The 19,560-nt window shown below is 44.5% G+C and carries 15 protein-coding genes and 1 tRNA gene; 8 read left to right on the top strand and 8 right to left on the bottom strand.

Annotated elements, in window-relative coordinates:
- Positions 1–30: 30 nt before the first annotated feature.
- The 3 genes from BLT07_RS00445 to BLT07_RS00435 all read right to left on the bottom strand — a co-directional run bounded on the left by BLT07_RS00445 (position 31) and on the right by BLT07_RS00435 (position 2,502).
- The gene (locus BLT07_RS00445) at positions 31–1,335 is read right to left on the bottom strand and encodes an ADP-ribosylglycohydrolase family protein (RefSeq protein ID WP_245726408.1); all 1,305 of its coding nucleotides are present in this window, start codon (positions 1,333–1,335) and stop codon (positions 31–33) included.
- A 56-nt stretch (positions 1,336–1,391) separates the two neighbouring features.
- Positions 1,392–2,363 (bottom strand): phosphotransferase, encoded by a 972-nt coding sequence (locus BLT07_RS00440; protein ID WP_091865544.1) that lies wholly within the window; start codon positions 2,361–2,363, stop codon positions 1,392–1,394.
- A 66-nt stretch (positions 2,364–2,429) separates the two neighbouring features.
- Positions 2,430–2,502 (bottom strand) — tRNA-Phe (locus BLT07_RS00435).
- Between the two features lie 100 nt (positions 2,503–2,602).
- Here BLT07_RS00435 and BLT07_RS00430 point away from each other — a divergent pair.
- The 4 genes from BLT07_RS00430 to lptC all read left to right on the top strand — a co-directional run bounded on the left by BLT07_RS00430 (position 2,603) and on the right by lptC (position 6,925).
- A complete protein-coding gene (locus BLT07_RS00430; RefSeq protein WP_091864648.1) occupies positions 2,603–3,331 on the top strand; it encodes a type III pantothenate kinase in 729 nt (242 codons plus the stop codon).
- 118 nt (positions 3,332–3,449) lie between these two features.
- Entirely contained in the window at positions 3,450–4,736 is a 1,287-nt protein-coding gene (locus BLT07_RS00425; protein ID WP_091864646.1) for a BamG family beta-barrel-assembly machinery protein, read from the top strand.
- Positions 4,737–4,947: 211 nt separating this feature from the next.
- Positions 4,948–6,318 (top strand): hypothetical protein, encoded by a 1,371-nt coding sequence (locus BLT07_RS00420; RefSeq protein WP_091864644.1) that lies wholly within the window; start codon positions 4,948–4,950, stop codon positions 6,316–6,318.
- A 1-nt stretch (position 6,319) separates the two neighbouring features.
- A complete protein-coding gene (gene lptC / locus BLT07_RS00415; protein ID WP_091864643.1) occupies positions 6,320–6,925 on the top strand; it encodes an LPS export ABC transporter periplasmic protein LptC in 606 nt (201 codons plus the stop codon).
- Between the two features lie 8 nt (positions 6,926–6,933).
- Here lptC and BLT07_RS21610 read toward each other — a convergent pair whose 3' ends face one another.
- Positions 6,934–7,161 (bottom strand): hypothetical protein, encoded by a 228-nt coding sequence (locus tag BLT07_RS21610; RefSeq protein WP_175455218.1) that lies wholly within the window; start codon positions 7,159–7,161, stop codon positions 6,934–6,936.
- Between the two features lie 26 nt (positions 7,162–7,187).
- On the opposite strand from BLT07_RS21610, the gene BLT07_RS00405 reads away from it, so the two are divergent.
- Together BLT07_RS00405 and BLT07_RS00400 are read left to right on the top strand one after the other, a co-directional pair.
- Positions 7,188–8,417, top strand: a complete 1,230-nt coding sequence (locus tag BLT07_RS00405) for a hemolysin family protein (protein ID WP_245726407.1) — start codon at positions 7,188–7,190, stop codon at positions 8,415–8,417.
- 134 nt (positions 8,418–8,551) lie between these two features.
- Positions 8,552–10,672, top strand: a complete 2,121-nt coding sequence (locus tag BLT07_RS00400) for a peptidylprolyl isomerase (RefSeq protein WP_091864639.1) — start codon at positions 8,552–8,554, stop codon at positions 10,670–10,672.
- A 61-nt stretch (positions 10,673–10,733) separates the two neighbouring features.
- Here the strand turns inward: BLT07_RS00400 and BLT07_RS00395 are convergent, their stop codons facing one another.
- Together BLT07_RS00395 and BLT07_RS00390 are read right to left on the bottom strand one after the other, a co-directional pair.
- Complete coding sequence (locus tag BLT07_RS00395) at positions 10,734–11,657, bottom strand: GYDIA family GHMP kinase (protein ID WP_091864638.1); 924 nt, start codon at positions 11,655–11,657, stop codon at positions 10,734–10,736.
- Complete coding sequence (locus BLT07_RS00390) at positions 11,658–12,977, bottom strand: hydroxymethylglutaryl-CoA reductase, degradative (RefSeq protein WP_091864636.1); 1,320 nt, start codon at positions 12,975–12,977, stop codon at positions 11,658–11,660.
- Between the two features lie 141 nt (positions 12,978–13,118).
- Between BLT07_RS00390 and BLT07_RS00385 the strand changes: the two genes are divergently transcribed.
- Complete coding sequence (locus BLT07_RS00385) at positions 13,119–15,284, top strand: S9 family peptidase (RefSeq protein ID WP_091864634.1); 2,166 nt, start codon at positions 13,119–13,121, stop codon at positions 15,282–15,284.
- 16 nt (positions 15,285–15,300) lie between these two features.
- The gene (locus tag BLT07_RS00380) at positions 15,301–16,710 is read left to right on the top strand and encodes a peptide MFS transporter (protein ID WP_091864632.1); all 1,410 of its coding nucleotides are present in this window, start codon (positions 15,301–15,303) and stop codon (positions 16,708–16,710) included.
- A 2-nt stretch (positions 16,711–16,712) separates the two neighbouring features.
- Here the strand turns inward: BLT07_RS00380 and BLT07_RS00375 are convergent, their stop codons facing one another.
- Together BLT07_RS00375 and BLT07_RS00370 are read right to left on the bottom strand one after the other, a co-directional pair.
- Complete coding sequence (locus BLT07_RS00375; protein WP_091864631.1) at positions 16,713–18,755, bottom strand: ComEC/Rec2 family competence protein; 2,043 nt, start codon at positions 18,753–18,755, stop codon at positions 16,713–16,715.
- A gap of 241 nt (positions 18,756–18,996) precedes the next feature.
- Positions 18,997–19,548, bottom strand: coding sequence for a C40 family peptidase (locus tag BLT07_RS00370; RefSeq protein WP_091864629.1), 552 nt, complete (start codon positions 19,546–19,548; stop codon positions 18,997–18,999).
- Positions 19,549–19,560: the final 12 nt, after the last annotated feature.

Here is a 19,560-nt window from a genome sequence, read left to right as displayed (position 1 = left end):
TTGAAATACACAATAACGCGAACGAAGGAATTATTCGGTAAAATTAGCGGCATTCCGTTCCGTCATTTCGTGCGCCAATGCCTCCAGATCAATACCCATGTTTTCTTTGTTGACCCGAAGTGCTTCGGTGCGTAAGGCTACGGGAAGGTTCGAATATCCGTCTTTGGCCCCTAAGATTATTCCCGCGACAGCGCCGACGGTGTCATTGTCCCTCCCGTAGTTGACGACAAATTGCATCGTCTTTTCAAAATCGCCCTCACCGAATTGTAGGGCCGTTACCAAAATCTGCCAAATTTCCCCGGAATGGAAGGCGATGGCCTTTTCATCCTTTTCCAAATATTGATACACCATTTCCTGATGTATCCAATCCTTTTGATTGCCCGTAAATCCTTTGGGCATTTTAAAAATCAAAGAATCTGTCGCGCTCAAAGAATCCGTCAAGACTAAATCCTTTACCTCCAAAACATTCTTGACCGAGGCATCGGCAACGGAATAGGCGATGCGCCCCACCAAACGGCTGTCTTGGTACCCTTCGGGATCGATAAACGTGGCCGCGTCGATTATGGAGTCCATGTTTTGGGTACGCATTGCCACTTGGGTCATGGCCGAGACCAAGCCTGAAATATCCTTGGCATAGCCTATATCAAAAATGGAATGGTCGTAGGCGATGCTGTAAGCGTCTTCGGGGGTCGCGCTCACCAATCCGAACATGGGTGTGTACAGTTGGCCGGCGCAGGACATCTCGCCCCCATAAAATCGGTTCAAAGACCTTTGATATGCTGCTGGATTGTCGCGGTAGGCCATGGCCACACGGGCCCACTCCTTGATCCAGTCGATCTTTTCGATTTGGGTATCCAGAAAATCGGTTTTGGGGATGTCGCCATTATCCGAGAGGCTCCGCGCCAGAGCTGTATAATAATCCGTTATAAAATCGGCAAAGTGCTGGGGGTTCAAATCGTTTTGGTACTTGGAGAGGTACTTCACCATGGCGAATTTCCAGCGGGTATCGTCGGTGGTGGCGCCCGCAGTAAGATTATGGCCCCATGTGCCTTCGGGGGACTGTTCGCGCACCGCGGGCGTAAAACCGGTGATGTAGCTGTATTTAAGCTGAATGTCTTTGCGGCGCCACATTTCGGTCGAGGCGCCCATGGCATCACCGATAGCGGAACCGACCAAAGCGCCCAGCACTTTATCGTAATATGCCTCTTTCGATAGTTTTAAATCGTCGCCCATATAGGTCGATTTTTTCGGGGAAGGGATGTTTACGTCGAAAACGTTTTCCTTGCAAGAAACAAGTGCCAACAGGGCAAAAATAAAATAAAAGGTATGTTTCAAAGTAGTATATGTAGCTAGGTGGATGATTTTAGTATTAAAAATCCATTTTATATCTGTCATCCCATTATCAGCCTACGCGCCTTTTTTAACAGCTTTCGCTTCTCGTTGATGTCTCGTTCCAGGGGCAATTGCGCCAACCCGATCAAACGACGGATGATTTCGATGCCCGCTACCTGCCCCATCAGCTTTTTGTCCGCCTCGCCTTGATAGCGATCGTGAATCTGGTTCAAAAACCTTTTTTTTCCGGTGGCCATAATAAGGTGTGCCGCCATCACGCCCAGATCGAACTCCGCAAATCCGGGGAACGCAAATTCAGGGTCGATGACATAGAGATTATCGCCCTCCGTCATCCAACTTCCGGGATAGTAATCGCCATGTAGCAGGGTTTTTCCGGGGGATAGGTATTTTTTTCCGATGCGGTCGACCACCGATTTCAATACTGCATCCGTTTTAAAGGGAATTGAAAGTTCTTGCAGTCCGGGTTGTACATCGTCAAGGTCAAGACCATTGTCCTCAAGAAAAGGCAGCACAAAAATATGTTGGTGGTTCAGCCGTCGCATTTCGAGGTTATCCGGAAAGTCGTCTTTCACGTTTTTTCTATGGATGAGTCCGAGTATAAAAATCAGCCTGTCCAATTCCTTCGCAGGTATGGCCCTTTGCCGGTAGATGGAAACCATATCCTCACAGTGCCCCAAATCCTCTAGAAGTAATAGGTTTTCGGCGGAATCATATCCTAAGATAGTTGGAATATGGGCATTCACCGCGTTGTCACGCACCGCTTGATAAAAGTTCTTTTCAACCGCAATACGTTCCACGGGCGCTTCGACCTCTTGATATTTCTGCACGTAAGGCCGCGATTGTTTTAGGATAAAAGAGCGTTGGTCGGTTACCACACGGATTACGACGTTCATATTACCCTCGCCGGGTTTCGCTATAGAGATAATTTTTTCATCGGGATTCAGCCATTCCTTCTCTCGAAGGTAGGCTTGCAGCTCGGGAATCGGGGTTGAAGTATCTACGGACGTCAAAGCTATAGTTTTATGCAAGATACTGGTAAAAACAAAAAAATCCTTACGCGGGGTAAGGATTTTTTGTGGTGCCTCCAGGAATCGAACCAGGGACACATGGATTTTCAGTCCATTGCTCTACCAACTGAGCTAAGGCACCATCCCTTTAAGGGGCTGCAAATATAATTTCAATTTTGCGATATACAAACAAATTGTAAAAAAAAGGCGTTTGTTTTTATTCGTTTTTTGATCTTTGCGACATGAACTTAATTATAGATGCCGGAAATCACTCGATAAAGCTGGCCGTTTTTGAGGGAGGAGGTATTGTATTCCATCAGAACGTCAAGACCGAACATGTGGCAAGACAAGTAAAGGAAGTCTGCGACCACTACCCCGGCATAGAGCGAAGTATCGTTTCGTCGGTAGGAAACCTGGATCGCAAGGTTATCGCTGTACTGGCTGTATTTTGCGAGGTACACGAGTTGAGCCATCTGTCAAAGCTGCCTTTCAAAAATTCGTATGCTACGCCCCAGACCTTAGGTTTGGATCGGATCGCTTTGGCCGCATCTGCGTTTTATAATAATCCGAAGGGCAATTCGTTGGTAATCGACGCCGGCACATGTATTACCTTCGATATGGTGAACGATTACGGTGAATATCTGGGCGGTGCAATTTCCCCGGGCCTACAAATGCGCTACAGGGCATTGCATGAACATACCGCAAAACTTCCCTTGCTCGAGCCGACAGCTTTTATCGATTTTATAGGAAATTCCACAGCCACCGGTATCCATAGCGGGGTCGTAAACGGCATTTGTCTTGAAATCGACGGCGTCATCGACCAATACCGATCACGCTTTTCAGATTTAACAGTTATTTTAACAGGCGGCGATGCCCAATTTTTGTCAAAGCGGCTAAAAAATACCATATTTGCGGATTCCAAATTTCTTCTGGAAGGATTAAACTATCTGTTGGAATACAATAGGCATTAAATGCATAAAAGCCTCCGAAAACTGGAGGTTAATTCCAGTTAAAAAGGAAATCGGGAAATCAGCCTGCCGACCTCAAGCCAGTAAGCTTGGCCGTCAGATTAACAACCAAAGTGTTTAAATGATCAAAAAAATAGGTTTTGTCATCGCGTGTCTCACCTTAACGGGCATGTACGCCCAAGACGGTTCGATTTCCCCATACTCCTATTTTGGTCTCGGAGATATTAGGGAATCCACTACGGTAGAAAATCAGATGATGGGCGGTATTGGTGTGTACGCCGATAGCATCCACATTAACATGAACAACCCGGCCGCTTACAGCAAATTAGGGGTTCAGGTTAGGGATAATTTTGGTATTACCACCTATACGGCAGGCGTTTCGCACAAAATGTTGCGTTTTAAAAGTTTTTCCGAAGAGCAGAGCAGTGCCGTTACCAATTTAGATTACTTGGCTTTGGGGGTGAGCCTTAAAAAAGGTTTAGGCCTAGGTTTTGGGATAAAGCCTTACTCATCTGTTGGCTATAATTTTGAGGATTTAAGGGGTGCCGAGGGCTCAAGAATTTTGAACGAATATTCTGGGGAAGGCGGTATCAACAAGGTCTATGCTTCTTTAGGATATGAATTCTTAAAAGATTTGAGTCTCGGGGTGACCGTCAACTACAACTTCGGTACCATCGATAGTGAAAGGGTGCAGAGCACCGAGAATGTGCAATTCGGCGCAAAGGATAAAAGGTCGTCAAGAATTACGGGCTACGACCTGAACTACGCGTTAAACTATACCCCTGCTGTCGATACTAATCATACCCTGTTTACCTCCGTACGGATCAATACCCAGGCCAATCTGTCCGCCCGCAATACAAAACAGATTGGTTCTTTTTCTTTGGCCACATCGCAAGACATCGAGCTCATTGATGTAAATCTTGCGGCACAGGGGCTTAAGAATACCGAGGTGAAGATACCGACTACCACGACTTTGGGTGTTGGCTATGGGGAGGATATGAAATGGTTCTTAGGCGTCGAATACAGCTTCCAAAAACTGGGCGACCTTTCGAACGAATTTTTGGAAATCGATAATTTGGTATATGGCGATGCCAGTATGATTGCTTTAGGCGGGTTTTATACGCCCGATAGAAACTCCTTTGAAAGCTATTTTAAAAGGATAACCTATCGTGCGGGTCTCCGTTATGATAAGACCGGAATGGTGGTCAACAACAAGGACATTAAAAATCTTGGCATAACTTTTGGACTAGGTCTACCACTCGGCAATGGTCTTTCCAATCTAAACCTAGGTTTTGAGTTGGGAAGAAGGGGAACCTCCGCCGCTGGCCTTATTGAAGAAAGCTATTTTAAGGTAAACATTGGCTTGTCGCTGAACGATCAATGGTTCCAAAAGCGGAAGATCAATTAAAGTGGTTTCTGATTTGAACGGTATGATTTAAAAACTGGCACGATAGTGATCGATATGAGGATAAAAATTACCTTTAATCGGTCAAATTTTAAATTTCCTAGGGCACTCTTGTAGTTCTCTTGGCAAAAAATTAGTACATTAACCCCCTCGAAACATTTAACTCTCGGTCGCTATCGGGGCAAACTTTAAAACACGAAAAAAAATAGAAAAAATGAAAACTAAGATTTACGTCATTGCGATACTTTTTCTAGGCGCCATGGGTCTTGGCAATGCCCAAGCCCAAAACCAAGAGTGTATGACCAACCTTTCCATCTATGTTGAGCATGCCAAAGTTAAAAACTACGAAGCGGCCTATACGCCGTGGAAAATGGTGTATGAAACTTGCCCCGATATCAATAAGGCCAACTTTATTTATGGGGAGCGGATTTTGAAAGACAAGATCGAAAAATCATCCGGTGCCGAAAAGGATGGATATATTAAGGATTTATTGGCATTGCACGATAACAGCGCCAAGTATTTCCCGGATAAATATACCCCTTCCGTTGTAGCCATAGACAAAGCGCTGCTGATGTACGAAAATAAAATGGGTTCCGATGCTGAAATCTATGATATGCTGAAAAAGGCATTCGATGAAGATCCCAAAAATTTTAAGAACCCAAGAGCGCTTTATCTGTATTTTTCCAGCTTGGTCGATTTGCATAAAGGAGGAAATAAAGAACTTCAAGAGGTTTTTGATGTCTACGATGACGTGACCGAGAAAATCGAGGACGAAAACAAGAAACTTACCGATGTAATTACACAGTTGCTGCCTAAAGATTCTACGGGCACAATAACCTCAAAGGAGAAAAGATCGTTGAAGATAGCCACTACCAATTCCGAATCTTACGGTAAGATCGCCGGTAGTGTCGATTCAAAATTGGGTGCTCTGGCCGATTGTGATAATCTTATTCCTTTATATCAAAAGGGTTTTGAAGAGAAAAAAGGAGATGTCAAGTGGGTAAAGCGGGCCGTAGGTAGAATGTTCAGTAAAGAATGTACCGACGATCCCTTATTCCGAAAGCTGTTTGAGGCCCAATTGGCCTTGGAACCATCTGCTCAAGCGTACATGTACGGCGGATTGTTAAAACAAAAGGCGGGTGATAACCAGGGTGCTTTGTCCGACTTTAACAAAGCCGTAGGTCTGGAAACCGATTCCTATAAGAAATCGAATATTCTATATAAAATTGCTACCATCTTACGTAAAAGCAGTAAGTCCCAATCCCGAAATTATGCGCAACAGGCTATTAAGGCCGATGCAGCAAACGGTAAGGCTTATTTGTTGATTGCCACTTTGTATGCGAGCAGTGCCAATGATTGTGGTAGTACCCCTTTCGAGAAACGTTCGCTGTACTGGAAGGCGGCAGATATGGCCCGTCAGGCAGGTCGTGTTGATCCTGCCCTAAGTTCACACGCCAATCAGGCTGCTGCCAGTTACTCCGCGAAAGCACCGTCGAAGACCGATATCTTCAATTCTGGTATGGCCGGTAAGAAAATTACTTTTGATTGCTGGGTAGGCGGTAGCGTTACGGTACCGAATTTATAAAATGTCATCTATTAGAAAATATTCTTATGAAAGTATTGCCATGGCCTGTGTCATGGCAATACTTTTTTATTCATGTTCCGATACGTACAAAAGGTCCGGTGAAGAAAAGGTGCCTGTGGTCTATCCTACGGGTATCGCCGAAGATCTTACCTTTACCTATACCGAGGCCAAAACCGAATTAAGTAGTGAAGATTCGAGTTCTACGAAGGTCATAGCGATATTAAGAAGTCCTTTACGAAAGGATTACACCAACTTGGAGTTTCCCTATCAGACCTTTCCTGAAGGTCTAGTTGTAGATTTTTTCAATGACGAAGGCCAAAAAAGTATCATCAAGGCCGATTATGGTATTATTTATTCTGCTACGAATGTGATAGATTTGCGGGGCAATGTGGTCATGGAGACCCATGATGGTAAGATAATGGAAACAACACAGGTGTATTGGGACCAAGACAACGACTGGGTATTTACTCAAGAAAAGTTCAAATATACGAACCCCGAAGATGGTTCTGTCATGTTCGGAACGGGCATGGATTTTAAAAAGGATCCCTATTTTTTTAGTGCCCACTTGACCAATGGTTTAATGAGTATAACAGAAGAACCGGAATGATTAAAATATTAAGGTATACGGAGTATTTGTACCTGGGGGTGTTCATTTTTTCCCTGTACAGAATCTACACTGATTGGAATCTTGACCGACAAAGTGCCTATTTGTTCGTTTTTTTTGCGATAGTGTCCATCGGCATGTTTTTCTTCCGCAGAAACTACCGAAAGAAATTCGAACAGCGAAAGCGCGATAACGAACGTTGATTTTGGAAGCAAGCCTGCTAATAATTGTTCTTTCATTACTTTTTTCGGCTTTTTTCTCCGGGATGGAGATCGCTTTCATTTCGGCCAATAAGATTCATATCGAAATCGAGAAGAAACAGGAAGGCTTTTTGGCCAAGGTGCTTACGCGCTTGACCAAAAAACCCTCGAAGTTTATTGCCACTATGTTAATTGGCAATAACATAGCATTGGTCATTTATGGCTTTTTTATGGGCGACCTGTTGATGCTTTGGTTTCAGAGTATGCTGCCCGTATCCAATAGCTTCCTGAATCTGATGCTGACCGATTTCAGTCTTTTGGTCCAGACGATTATTTCAACACTTATCATCCTGTTAACTGCTGAATTTTTGCCCAAGGTGCTCTTTCAAATTTATGCGAACAAATTATTGAAATTACTGGCCATCCCCGCTTACCTTTTCTATTTGGTGTTTTCGGTAATCTCGGATTTTATTATTTGGATATCCGATTTTATTCTGAAAACTCTTTTTAAGACAGATGGCGACGAGGTGCAACTGTCCTTCAGCAAAATAGAACTGGGCGATTACATCACCGAACAGATGGAAACCGTGGAAGAGGAGGATGAGATGGATTCCGAAATTCAGATCTTTCAAAAAGCTTTGGAGTTCTCGGCCGTGAAGGCTCGGGAGGTCATGGTGCCAAGAACTGAGATCAGCGCGGTCGAAATCCATGAAACCCCGAAAAATCTGGCCAAACTGTTCACCGAAACGGGGCTCTCGAAAATTTTGATTTATAAAGATACCATCGACAACGTTATCGGTTACGTACATTCTTACGAACTGTTCAAAAAACCGAAGACCATTAAAAGCATTTTGCTTCCGGTCGAGTTCGTGCCGGAAACGATGCTGATTCAAGATATTCTGAACATCCTGACCAAGAAACGAAAGAGTATCGCCGTGGTATTAGACGAATATGGTGGCACTTCGGGCCTGATGACCGTAGAAGATATCGTCGAGGAACTTTTCGGGGAAATCGAGGACGAACACGATACTACCGATCTCATCGAAGAACAGATCGATGCTGGTACCTATACCTTTTCAGCGCGGCTTGAAGTCGATTATCTGAACGAAATCTATAAGTTCGAACTTCCCGAAAGCGATGAATATGAGACTTTGGGCGGCCTTATCGTAAACGAAAGAGGCGAGATACCCGAACAGGATTCCAAAATTCGTATTGATAGATTTCAATTCACTATCCTCGAAGTTTCCAGTACGAAAATTGATCTGGTAACGCTGCAGATTGTTGAGAAGGAGTGATGCGCTAATCGCTTTGCGCCTTAGGTTGTGGGCCAACAAATATTTTTATGTTCAGCGAAATGCGTATGGCAAAAAGCCTTTATTAATTGAAAAGAAAACCCTAATTTTGCAAACTGATTTTAAAAAAACCATAAATGGCTATTTTAGAGAGTATAAGAAAACAAACTACAATCCTGATACTGATTATAGGTCTGGCGTTGTTCGCTTTTGTGATTTCCGGAGTCTTTACCAGTAGTAATCTGGGTGGCGGCAAAGCAGGATCCAACATCGCCGAAATAAACGGGGAAGAGGTGTCCATCGACGGCTTCCGTGAAAAGGTGGATATTGCTTCAAGAAATTCAGGGCCGAACGCCTCTACCATGCAAACGGTGAATCAGGTGTGGGACCAAGAGGTCCGCAATACTATTATGGAGCAGCAACTTGCACAGTTAGGGTTGAATATAGAGCAGGACCAGATCATGAACTATATCGGTACGATTCCTGGATATGCCCAAAATCCACAATTTCAAAACGAAAATGGGGTGTTTGACCCGAATAAATTCCGGTCATTTATTGCGGAAATCAAGGTCAACGAACCCTCGCAGTATAATTTTTGGTTGCAGAATGAAGCCTCTATCATCCAGAGTGCAAAACAGCAGGCCTATTTCAATTTGGTCAAAGCTGGTGTCGGTGCTACTTTGAAAGAAGGGGAGTTCGATTATCGTTTGGCCAATGAGAAGAGCGACATCAAATATGTACGAATTCCTTTCACCTCGATTGCCGATAGTTCGATTACCGTCTCGAAAAGCGAGATTCAGAGTTACGTTGACGCTCATAAGGAAGATTTTAAACAAGAGGCCGCCCGTGATATCCAGTTCGTATATTTTGAGGAAAAACCATCTACCGAAGACGAGAATGCCGTAAAGGCCGCACTCGCCGAGGTGATGGAGGATAGGGTCGAGTACAACGACCGAACCGATACGAACGATACGTTAAGCGGTTTTCGAAATACCACCGATATGGCCGCATTCTTAGATCGGAACTCCGATATCAAATTGGATACGCTGTACAAAGAGAAAAACCAGTTGCCGACTAAATTTGCCGATACGTTGATGGCCTTACAGGTCGGTGAAATATTCGGACCCTATCGCGACGGAGATTACTTTAAAATCTCTAAAATGATGGATAGAAAGCCCAATGGTTCTGTTAAGGCCAGTCATATTCTAATTGGATATAAAGGCGCGGAAAGAGCGAATCCGGAGGTAACGCGGACTAAGGAAGAAGCGGAAACCGAAGCAAAGCGGCTTTTAAAGGAAGCCCGAAAAAAGGATGCCAAGTTCGTAGAGCTGGCAAGAGATAATTCTGACGGTCCTTCTGCACCCAACGGGGGAGACCTTGGCTACTTTCAACAAGGAAGAATGGTGCCCGAGTTCAACGATTTTGCCTTCCAAAATCCAGTAGGAACCATCGGCATGGTGGAGACCAGTTTCGGTTTCCACATTATCAAGGTAGACGATAAGCGTGATATCATTCAGATAGCCAATTTGGCTCGAGAAATCGAAGCATCCGAAGGTACTATTAACAAATTGTTTACCGATGCCACACAATTTGAAATGTCATCCATTTCATCGGACAAGGCATTTTCAGATTTGGCCAAGGAGAACAAATACACCGTGAGACCGGTAAACAAGATCAAGGCCACCGATGAAAACCTACCGGGACTATCATCTCAGCGTAGCATCGTGAAATGGGCTTTTAATGATGATACTAAAATCGGGGACATAAAACGTTTCGACCTCAATAGCGGCTATGCGGTAGCCCAATTGACCAAGACTTATGACGAGGGCCTGATGTCGGTCGAAGACGCATCGGCAACGGTTCTCCCAAAAATCAGGAAAGAACGCAAGGCGGCCCAGATTATTTCCGCGAACAAGGGGAAATCTATTGAGGATATCGCGAAAGACAACAATGTGAGTACCTCAACGGCTTCGGCCTTGAACGTCAAATCGCCGACCATTCCCGGTTCTGGATCTGAACCTGCCGTTGTGGGTGCTGCATTCGCCATGAAACAGGGCGATACTTCTGAATTGATCGAGGGCAACACCGGTATTTTTAAAATTACGGTTACGAAGAAGATTCCGGCCCCGAAACTGGACAACTACAGCACGTATGCCCGTTCGGTGAAAGCGACGCGCGAGGCCCAAGTGAGCACCGCGGTCTACAACGCGTTAAAGGATGCCTCTGAAATTGAGGATAATCGGGCGGCGTTTTATTAATTTCGTTTTTAAAGGTTCAGCACTTTTGTAAGTAAATAGATTTGACAATTGAACAACTAGGCTATAAAACCATTGCTGCATAAGCTACAATGGTTTTGTAGCCTTTTTTCTGAAAGTAGGGGAGAACCTCATAGTCTCCCGTTGCCAAAATAAAATCCCCGCCCCAGGCACCCAAACTTTTAAGGGTTCCCCTAAAATCGGGGAACAGCGATTCTTTGACCGTGGGCATATGAAGTGTACGGGAAAGTAAAGCTTCATGCTTTGTCATCAGCGATTCAAATTCAGAAAGCGTATTACAGGTAAGGGTTTTTCGGGTAATATTGGATAGTTGCCGTACGAATTTGGCCTTGTCAAAATCTTTTTTTCTGTACGCTGAAATACCGTCCCTGCTATTCTGTTTTTTATTCAGATGGATGAAATACAGCCTATCGCGAAACGGAGGATTGAAATCGACTTTGTTGACCGCTGGTTTTCCATCTTTTAAAGAATACAAAATAGGATAATTGTTTTGCGCACAGGCGATATCGTATCCGCTCCCTGAAAAGGAGTTCCATAGCAACTGGTAGGCATCGATTTTGGCCCATTGTGCGATATTGTTAATTAGCGTGGAGGAGGAGCCAAGGCCCCAATTCCGAGGGAAATTTAGGTCCGTTCGAACGGTATATCCTTTATTATCCGAAAGAAAATTGGGATTTAATTTTCGGGCTTCCCGTAAAATTTTGGATAATTTCTCCCCTATAGCGTTGCCTTCTTGGGACTTTTGCCGTGAGGGGTCGTGTTCGAGCGATGATATGTCAAAGGTACTCTCGAACCAAACCCTGCCGTTTTCGTTCATACTGGTCCATAGTAATTCATGTGAATCGGCTGTTTCTACTGATAGGGATTGTCCGTATTTTGTTGGCACGGCCAAGCTCAAAGCACCGTCCAACACGGCATATTCGCCCGTAAGCAATAGTTTTCCGTTGCTGTAGAAGGATTTTGTCATTTACGACTTTCTTAGCTGTTCAAAAGCGGCCACTACCGCACTATGTGTTGCGGCATTTTTCTTGAAATACTCGGTCAACCTGGTCTTTTCCGCTTCTGTGGCCCCTAATTGGTTGAGAATGTTCAACAGGTGCATTTTCATATGACCTTCCTGAATTCCGGTGGTCACTAGGGAGCGTAAGGCCGCGAAGTTCTGTGCCAGTCCCGCTACGGCCACAATTTGCATCAGTTCTTCGGCCGAGGGTTTTCCCAGAATTTCCAAGGCCAGTTTTACGAGTGGATGCAGGCTTGTCAGTCCGCCTACGGTGCCCAGGGCCAGCGGCACGTCGATCCAAAATCGAAATGTATTATCTTTTACCTCGGCGTGGGTAAGGCTGCTATACCGCCCATCTTTTGCGGCATAGGCGTGAACACCCGCCTCGACGGCCCTAAAATCATTGCCAGTGGCAAGAATTACGGCATCGATACCGTTCATAATTCCCTTATTATGGGTCACGGCCCGATGGGGTTCCACTTTGGCAATTTCAACGGCCCTGACCATTTTTTGGGCAAAATCTGCGGAAGAAAGCTGCCCGCCGACATTTAATTGATTCACAGGACAACTGACCTCGGCACGCACCAAACAATTCGGTACATAGTTGGAGAGGATAGCCATGACCACCTCGATATTTTTTTCTTCCTTGGTAAAGGACGCGAAATTTTGAGCCCCGGTCTTAAGCGTGTTGGCAAACTGCTCTAAACAGGAATTGATGAAATTGGCGCCCATGGCATCTAAGGTCTCGAAGGTGCAATGGAGCTGATAGTAGTTTTCAAGGGCCTTTGTCTTGTTCCGTAATTCAATTTCGGTGATTCCGCCGCCACGCTTTTCCATATTTTTAGTTATAGGAACGGCTTCGGAGTATAATTTTGGCTTAATTTCCTCAAAAAAAGCGCTTAATTTTTGAGGATTACCTTGAAAGATGAAGTGTACCTGTCCGATTTTTTGAGTGCCCAGCACCCTAGTCTTAAAGCCACCGCGGGTCAACCAAAACTTGGCAGCCTTGCTGGCGGCGGCCACTACCGAACTTTCTTCGATGGCCATGGGGATAGCGTACAATGTGTCGTTAATTAAAAAATTAGGGGCGATACCAAACGGCAGATAATAATTGGTGAGGGTGTTCTCGATAAACTCGTCGTGCAATTGCTGTAGCGTCTTATCCGGATTCCAATAGCGTTTCAAGATCTTCTTGGCGTCTTCGGAATTTTCGGTATAATTGGTGGTGATCCAATCCAGTTTTTCTTCCTTGGTCAATTTTGAGAATCCCTCGATGGGCTTGGTCATAGCAATCGGTTTCGAGGGATAAATATAAGGATAAAGGAAAGAAGCGGGTCATCATAAAACATCCAACTTATTATCGAGAAAGTTTATTTATTCAATAAAATAGGGTTAAACTTGAACGATTTAATCTATTTTTAACTTCCTATGAAAAAATCGTCTCTACTCCTGTTTTTTTTTATCGGTCTTTTGACCATTTCCAATGCCCAAAAAAAAGAGATAACCGTAGAGGAAATCTATAGCGGCGGCTTTCGTACAGAAGGTCTTGATGCCCTACGTTCCCTAGAAAACGGAATGCAATATACGGTCTTAAATTTCGATAGGTCGGCCATGACCACGACCATCGACAAATATGATTATGCGACCTTAAAAAAGGTCGGAACCGTGGTCAGTTCGAAGGATTTACCCGAAATCGACTATTTTTCGTCCTACGAATTCAACGACAATGCATCTAAAATTCTTTTGGCGACGGAGGTGGAGTCTATTTTTAGGAGGTCTACCTTAGGTATTTTTTATGTGTATGATGTCAGCACAAGGGGATTGACCCGGATTTCCCAAAGTAAAATACGTGAGCCTGCACTATCCCCGGACGGGAAAAAAGTAGCCTATGTCTCCGAGAACAATCTGTATCTTTTCGATATCGCATCCAAGGAAACCGAACAGATGACCACCGATGGCGTAAAAAACCAAATTATCAATGGGGTGACGGATTGGGTCTATGAAGAGGAGTTTGCCTTCGTGCGCGCTTTCGGATGGAATTCCGATGGAACAAAAATCGCTTTCCTCCGTTTTGACGAAACTAAGGTGCCCGAATTTTCTATGGATATATTTGGTGAGGATCTGTATCCATCCCAAGAAATTTTCAAATATCCAAAAGCGGGGGAGAATAATTCAGTGGTCACCTTGCATCTTTTTGATGTGGCATCGAAAAAAATATCCAAAGTGGACTTAGGAAATCCGTATTACATCCCTCGGATACAATGGATGAACGATGCCGATCGACTGAGTGTACAGACGTTGAACCGTCACCAGAACGATTTAAAACTACATGCGGTAAATGCGGAGGATAACTCGGTCTCGCTTTTGCACGAAGAAAAGGACGAGGCCTATGTCGATGTCACGGACGACCTGACATTTTTGGCCGACGACAGCTTTATCTGGACCAGCGAAAAAGACGGTTATAACCATATTTATCTTTATGATCAAGACGGAAAACTGATGAACCAAATCACGAAAGGTCCTTGGGAGGTGACGCGCTATTTTGGCTATGATCAGAATGAGGATAAGGTCTACTATCAGTCCACTGAAAACGGGTCTATTAATCGTGGCGTCTACAGTATCGAAAGCGACGGTCAAGATAAAAAGGCGCTTGCTGCCGAAGCAGGCACCAATTCCGCGGATTTCAGTGCCGATTTCACCTACTTTATCAATACGTTTTCCAGTGCTACAACGCCTCCGGTATATACCTTGCACAAGGCCTTGAACGGCAAACAGATCAAAGAGATCAAGAACAACAAGGCACTACTTACGAAATTAAAGGACTATCAATTCCAACCCAAGGAATTCTCTACCATCGACATCAACGGCAATGACTTGAATATGTACATGATCAAGCCTTCGGATTTTGATGAATCCAAAAAATACCCGTTGTTGATGTACCAGTATAGCGGTCCCGGTTCCCAGAGCGTTTCGAATCAATGGCTTAACGATAGAGATTATTGGCACGAGGTTTTGGCCTCCAAAGGTTATGTGGTGGCCTGCATAGATGGGCGGGGTACCGGTTTTAAGGGAAGCGGTTTTAAAAAAATTACGTATAAAGAGCTGGGCAAATATGAGGTCGAAGACCAGATAGCCGCGGCAATAAAGTTGAGCGAACTGTCCTATATCGACGAAAACCGCACGGGGATTTGGGGCTGGAGCTATGGTGGGTTCATGTCGACCAACTGTATTTTAAAGGGCAACGAGGTCTTTGAAACGGCGATAGCTGTCGCCCCGGTCACCTCATGGCGATTTTACGACAGCATCTACACCGAGCGTTTTATGCAGACCCCCGAAGAGAATCCTAGCGGTTATGACGATAATTCACCTCTCAATTATCCTGAATTGCTAAAGGGGAAGTATCTGCTCATACACGGCTCGGGCGATGACAACGTACATGTGCAGAACTCCATGCGAATGATCGAAGCTTTGGTGCAGGCCAATAAGGCGTTCGATATGGCCATTTATCCCGATAAGAACCATGGTATTTATGGCGGTATGACACGCGTACACCTGTTCAACAAAATGACCCGATTTATTACGGAGAATCTTTAATCAAACATAGAAATATATGGCAACATCGAATAAGCCCGCACATCAAAGAGAGCTTTATGGGCATCCAGCAGGATTGTACGTATTGTTTTTTACCGAAATGTGGGAACGTTTTTCCTATTACGGGATGCGAGCGCTTTTCACCCTTTTCTTGGTAGCGGAAACAAGCAAACAGAACGGAGGTTTTGGATGGTCGAACGAAGAGGCACTTGCCCTTTATGGATGGTATACGATGCTGGTCTACGTGTCGTCGATTCCCGGAGGATGGGTAGCTGACCGGTTTTTGGGCCAAAAGAAAACAGTTATGGTAGGGGGTATACTTCTCTGTATAGGCCATGCTATACTGGCCCTGGATTCGGAGACTACCTTTTATGTGGGCTGTCTTTTTATCATCTTTGGCGTCGGTGGCCTAAAACCCAATATATCGTCGATGGTGGGCGGTTTGTACAAACCTAAAGATGAACGTCGCGACCTCGGCTTCTATATTTATTATATGGGTATTAATATTGGTGGCTTTTTGGCACCGATTATATGTGGTTATGTCGGGGAACAAATCAATTGGCATTACGGTTTCGGGCTTGCTGCCATAGGAATGATTTTAGGGCAAGTCGTTTATATGTGGGGCCAAAAATATCTGGTACATGTGGGGAACTTAATCGACCGGAAAGATGAAAAGAACAGGGAAATGCTGAATCGACCTTTGAGCTCGGTGGAAAAGGACCGGATAAAGGTTTTGCTGATATCTTTTTTGCTCATTATCCTTTTTTGGGCGGCCTTTGAACAGGCAGGCGGCCTGATGAACTTGTATGCCAAACAAAAGACCGATAGAGACTTTTTCGGGTTGTTCGTCGTGCCCGCTTCGGTCTTTCAGTCGGTCAACTCGTTTTTTATCATCACCCTGGCCACTGTGGTTGGTGCGTTTTGGTTGAAATGGCGCAAAAAGGGAAAGGAATCCTCTTCACTCTTCAAGATTGCGGTAGGAATGATTATTATGGCCCTGGGCTTTGGATTTATGAGTGCCGCCTCCATGCAATATGAAAGTGATGGTTCTTCTGCCATGTACTGGTTGATTTTGGCATACCTGTTCCATACTATAGGCGAACTTTGCGCTTCGCCACCCTCTTTATCTTTTATAACCAAATTGGCACCACTGAAATATGCATCTATTATTATGGGACTCTACTGGGCCGCTACGGGACTGGGGAATAAAGTAGCGGGACTCATTGGGGAGGTTTCGCAAGATTGGGGAGAGTTCGAAATATTTACCGGTATTCTTGTGATATGGTCGCTCATCGGCGTTTTGGTCATTGTATGTCTTAAACCATTAAAACGATTGACCCATGGCGCCGAAGATGGTGAGGGTAAAGTGTCTGATGAGATTCAGGCAGATTTTAAGATCGAGGGGCATGAACCGGCCAAAGGAGCTTGATTTTATTCAAAATAAAACGCCCCCTCTTTTCCCGTAAAATGAAATTTTAACTTTCTTTCATTACAGGTTTTCCTCCACCGTTCAATATAACTTCGGTAATTGCTGCCATCGGCAATAATCATTTGTGGTCGAATGGAATCAATCAACCTTTCCAAGTTAAGTTTGGGCGAACCGGTCAATAGCACATAATCCGATTCAGTTGTTTTCTTTGGATAGACTCCCAAACTATCGATGATCAACAGGTTTTTATCGCGCCATCGATACCCATTTTTTAGCGGTCGATATGCTACGGACGCCATCCGTTCGGCAATTTGATAATCCGTAGTCAAGCGTTCAAGGCTTTTTTCATCTTGTGCCAGGGCCGATATATGGTTTCCTTTTTGGTGCATCAAGACGGAGTTTCTCGTTTGATGGGCTACGAACAAGGTTTCATTTTGCCGCGTCTGATAGGAGGTGTTGAAAAGCCATAATTGGAATCCCATAATGGCCATTGACAAGGCGATAGACTTTTTAAAGGTAGGTTTTGAAAAGAAAAAAACGGCACATGTTAGGATGGTATACGCCAAGACCAGCTGTACGGCATCAAAGGAAATATTTACAAATATAAACGACTCCTGTTGGGCGATCCAGCCGATGATAGCGTTCATCCAGCGAATCAAAGCATCGTAGGCCGTAACCAGAATATCGGGCAAGCTTTTGAGAAGTGCCAGGGAAATAACTAGGATGCCCGTACCCAAAATCACTCCCAATGCGGGAACGATTAAAAGGTTGGAGATAAAGAAAAGGCCCGGAAACTGGTGGAAGTAAAACAGACTTATAGGTAAGACTCCCGCCTGTGCCGCTATACTTACCGAAAGCAATTGCCAAAAGTAGCGTACAACCTTGTTCTTCGGATTATAAAGGCGTTGAAGTAACGGATACATCCAAACGATGGCGAACACGGCCGCATAACTCATTTGAAAACCCACTTGAAATAGCAGGATCGGATTTATAATCAAGAGGATAAAGAACATTGAGAGTGCCAAAATGTTAAAGGTGCTGCTCGGCCGGTTGAGGTAGAGGGCATAGGCCACGAACGAGAACATGGTGACCGCCCGAACCACGGATGCGGAGAGGCCGGCCAAGACTGCAAAACCCCAGAGCATGACAACGATCAAAATCAATTTCAAAGTTTTTCCTTTGGGCAATCTTTCCATAGGCCTGAGCAAAAACTGCAGTAAGAGTAGGAGGATACCAATGTGCAATCCGGAAACAGCAAGAATGTGTACCGCGCCGGCATTTTTGTAGTTGTCATACGTTTCCGTCGATATCTCGTTGCGCTGACCGAGTAATAGGGCCTGTATAATGCCTAATTCTTCTTTTCCGAAATTGGCTTTTTTCAGGTTGGCGATAATTTGATTTCGGAATTTGGCGGCTACCCCGTAAATTGTGCTTTCTGGATTTTGGATCGTGATAAAATCGTTCCCCTGTAACCGCATCTGATTCATGATGCCTAAACCTTCCAAGTAGTTCTTGTAGTCGAACTGATGCGGATTCAATGGTGCATTAATTGCTAATAGCTCGGTATAAACCATCAGCTCGTCATCTACAGTGAGTTTTTCGATCGAAACATCCGAAGGAAAACTTAACAGTAGTCTACCCGACGCTTTTTCGTTTTCCAGCGCCAACACCTTGGCTACATAGCGATCTGAAAAAGCAGAGGATTTAAGAACTTCATGAATTTTGATTTTCCACAGGTGGTTTCCCGTAACGTCTTTGTGGGCATAGTGTTCCGGCTGGTTTTTTGGATAGGTCAATGACACGGCCAAGATTCCTATGGAAATAGTTGTAAAGACAACTAAAATTCCAAATATGACAGAGTTTTTTCCATGTGTATTAAATGAGGTTACTCGCTTATCCCGATAAAAAAGAAATCCGAGCAGCATTAAAAGGAGGACCGTAAAAGTAACGGGTAAAATGATATCCGGTCGCAAGTGCCTGCCCAAAAGAATCCCCAAAACTAATAGCAATGTCAGTTTTATGGGAACGAATCGCAGCAGGTTCATGGTCGGGTATCGATGAGGCGATGATGAAAAGCATCAATGTACTGATTTGAAAATGTGTTGAATTGAAGATTTGAAAATATTCGTTGAAAGGCACGAACCCATCCACGACGGTACAGGTTGTAAGAAATCTGCACCACAGTTTTAATTCTGAATTGAGAATCTTTCGCCTTAAGATCGAGTTTGATTTTGATATAGGCTTAGAACTATCCTACCGCGAACGGACTTAAAACGGACATGTAATTTATAAAACCCGCTTCGCCCTTACGAAAGTACTGTTCCAATAGCCCTCGCGAAGCGACGAGACGATGACACCCCGCGAACTTGAAGAATGTATGAACTTGATTTCCCCCCTTTCGACAGTGACCACCATGCCTACATGGTTGATTCGTTTGGCGCCTTTGGTCGTTCTGAAGAAGAGTAGATCGCCTTTGGTAACATCGCGAAGGTCAATGCGTCTACCCTCTTCCGCCATGTGGTAGGATGCTCTTGGCAATTTTACGTTGTTTTCGGCAAAGGCCACATATAGAAGTCCTGAACAGTCCATTCCCTTTTTGGTCGTACCACCGTATTTGTACCGTACTCCCGAGAATTCCAGGGCAGTATCTATGATGTAATCGGCCTTAGTACGTTTTGTAGTGGATGTTCTACTTGGTGGTGCTGAGTGGGCTTTTGGCCTATTCTCTTTTGTCGACGCCACCGAAACGGTTCGCGTTTTGTTAGCCGTGGTTTTCTTTTTAGCGCCGCAAGCGGTAATAAGAAGTAAGAGGAATATATAGAGAAATTTACGCAGCATCCAAGTAATGTT

The sequence above is a fragment of the Pricia antarctica genome, assembly GCF_900101815.1.
In the GTDB taxonomy this organism is placed as follows: Bacteria; Bacteroidota; Bacteroidia; order Flavobacteriales; family Flavobacteriaceae; genus Pricia; species Pricia antarctica.
Note: the sequence above shows the minus strand (reverse complement) of the source record. Positions and strands in the feature narration are given on the sequence as shown.

Bases quoted from the DNA above. Each gene is read 5' to 3' on its own strand.
- BLT07_RS00430 (WP_091864648.1), top strand. From the start codon at position 2,603: ATGAACTTAATTATAGATGCCGGAAATCACTCGATAAAGCTGGCCGTT.
- BLT07_RS00425 (WP_091864646.1), top strand. From the start codon at position 3,450: ATGATCAAAAAAATAGGTTTTGTCATCGCGTGTCTCACCTTAACGGGC.
- BLT07_RS00420 (WP_091864644.1), top strand. From the start codon at position 4,948: ATGAAAACTAAGATTTACGTCATTGCGATACTTTTTCTAGGCGCCATG.
- lptC (WP_091864643.1), top strand. From the start codon at position 6,320: ATGTCATCTATTAGAAAATATTCTTATGAAAGTATTGCCATGGCCTGT.
- BLT07_RS21610 (WP_175455218.1), bottom strand. From the start codon at position 7,161: ATGAAAGAACAATTATTAGCAGGCTTGCTTCCAAAATCAACGTTCGTT.
- BLT07_RS00405 (WP_245726407.1), top strand. From the start codon at position 7,188: ATGGAGATCGCTTTCATTTCGGCCAATAAGATTCATATCGAAATCGAG.
- BLT07_RS00400 (WP_091864639.1), top strand. From the start codon at position 8,552: ATGGCTATTTTAGAGAGTATAAGAAAACAAACTACAATCCTGATACTG.
- BLT07_RS00395 (WP_091864638.1), bottom strand. From the start codon at position 11,657: ATGACAAAATCCTTCTACAGCAACGGAAAACTATTGCTTACGGGCGAA.
- BLT07_RS00390 (WP_091864636.1), bottom strand. From the start codon at position 12,977: ATGACCAAGCCCATCGAGGGATTCTCAAAATTGACCAAGGAAGAAAAA.
- BLT07_RS00385 (WP_091864634.1), top strand. From the start codon at position 13,119: ATGAAAAAATCGTCTCTACTCCTGTTTTTTTTTATCGGTCTTTTGACC.
- BLT07_RS00380 (WP_091864632.1), top strand. From the start codon at position 15,301: ATGGCAACATCGAATAAGCCCGCACATCAAAGAGAGCTTTATGGGCAT.
- BLT07_RS00375 (WP_091864631.1), bottom strand. From the start codon at position 18,755: ATGAACCTGCTGCGATTCGTTCCCATAAAACTGACATTGCTATTAGTT.
- BLT07_RS00370 (WP_091864629.1), bottom strand. From the start codon at position 19,548: ATGCTGCGTAAATTTCTCTATATATTCCTCTTACTTCTTATTACCGCT.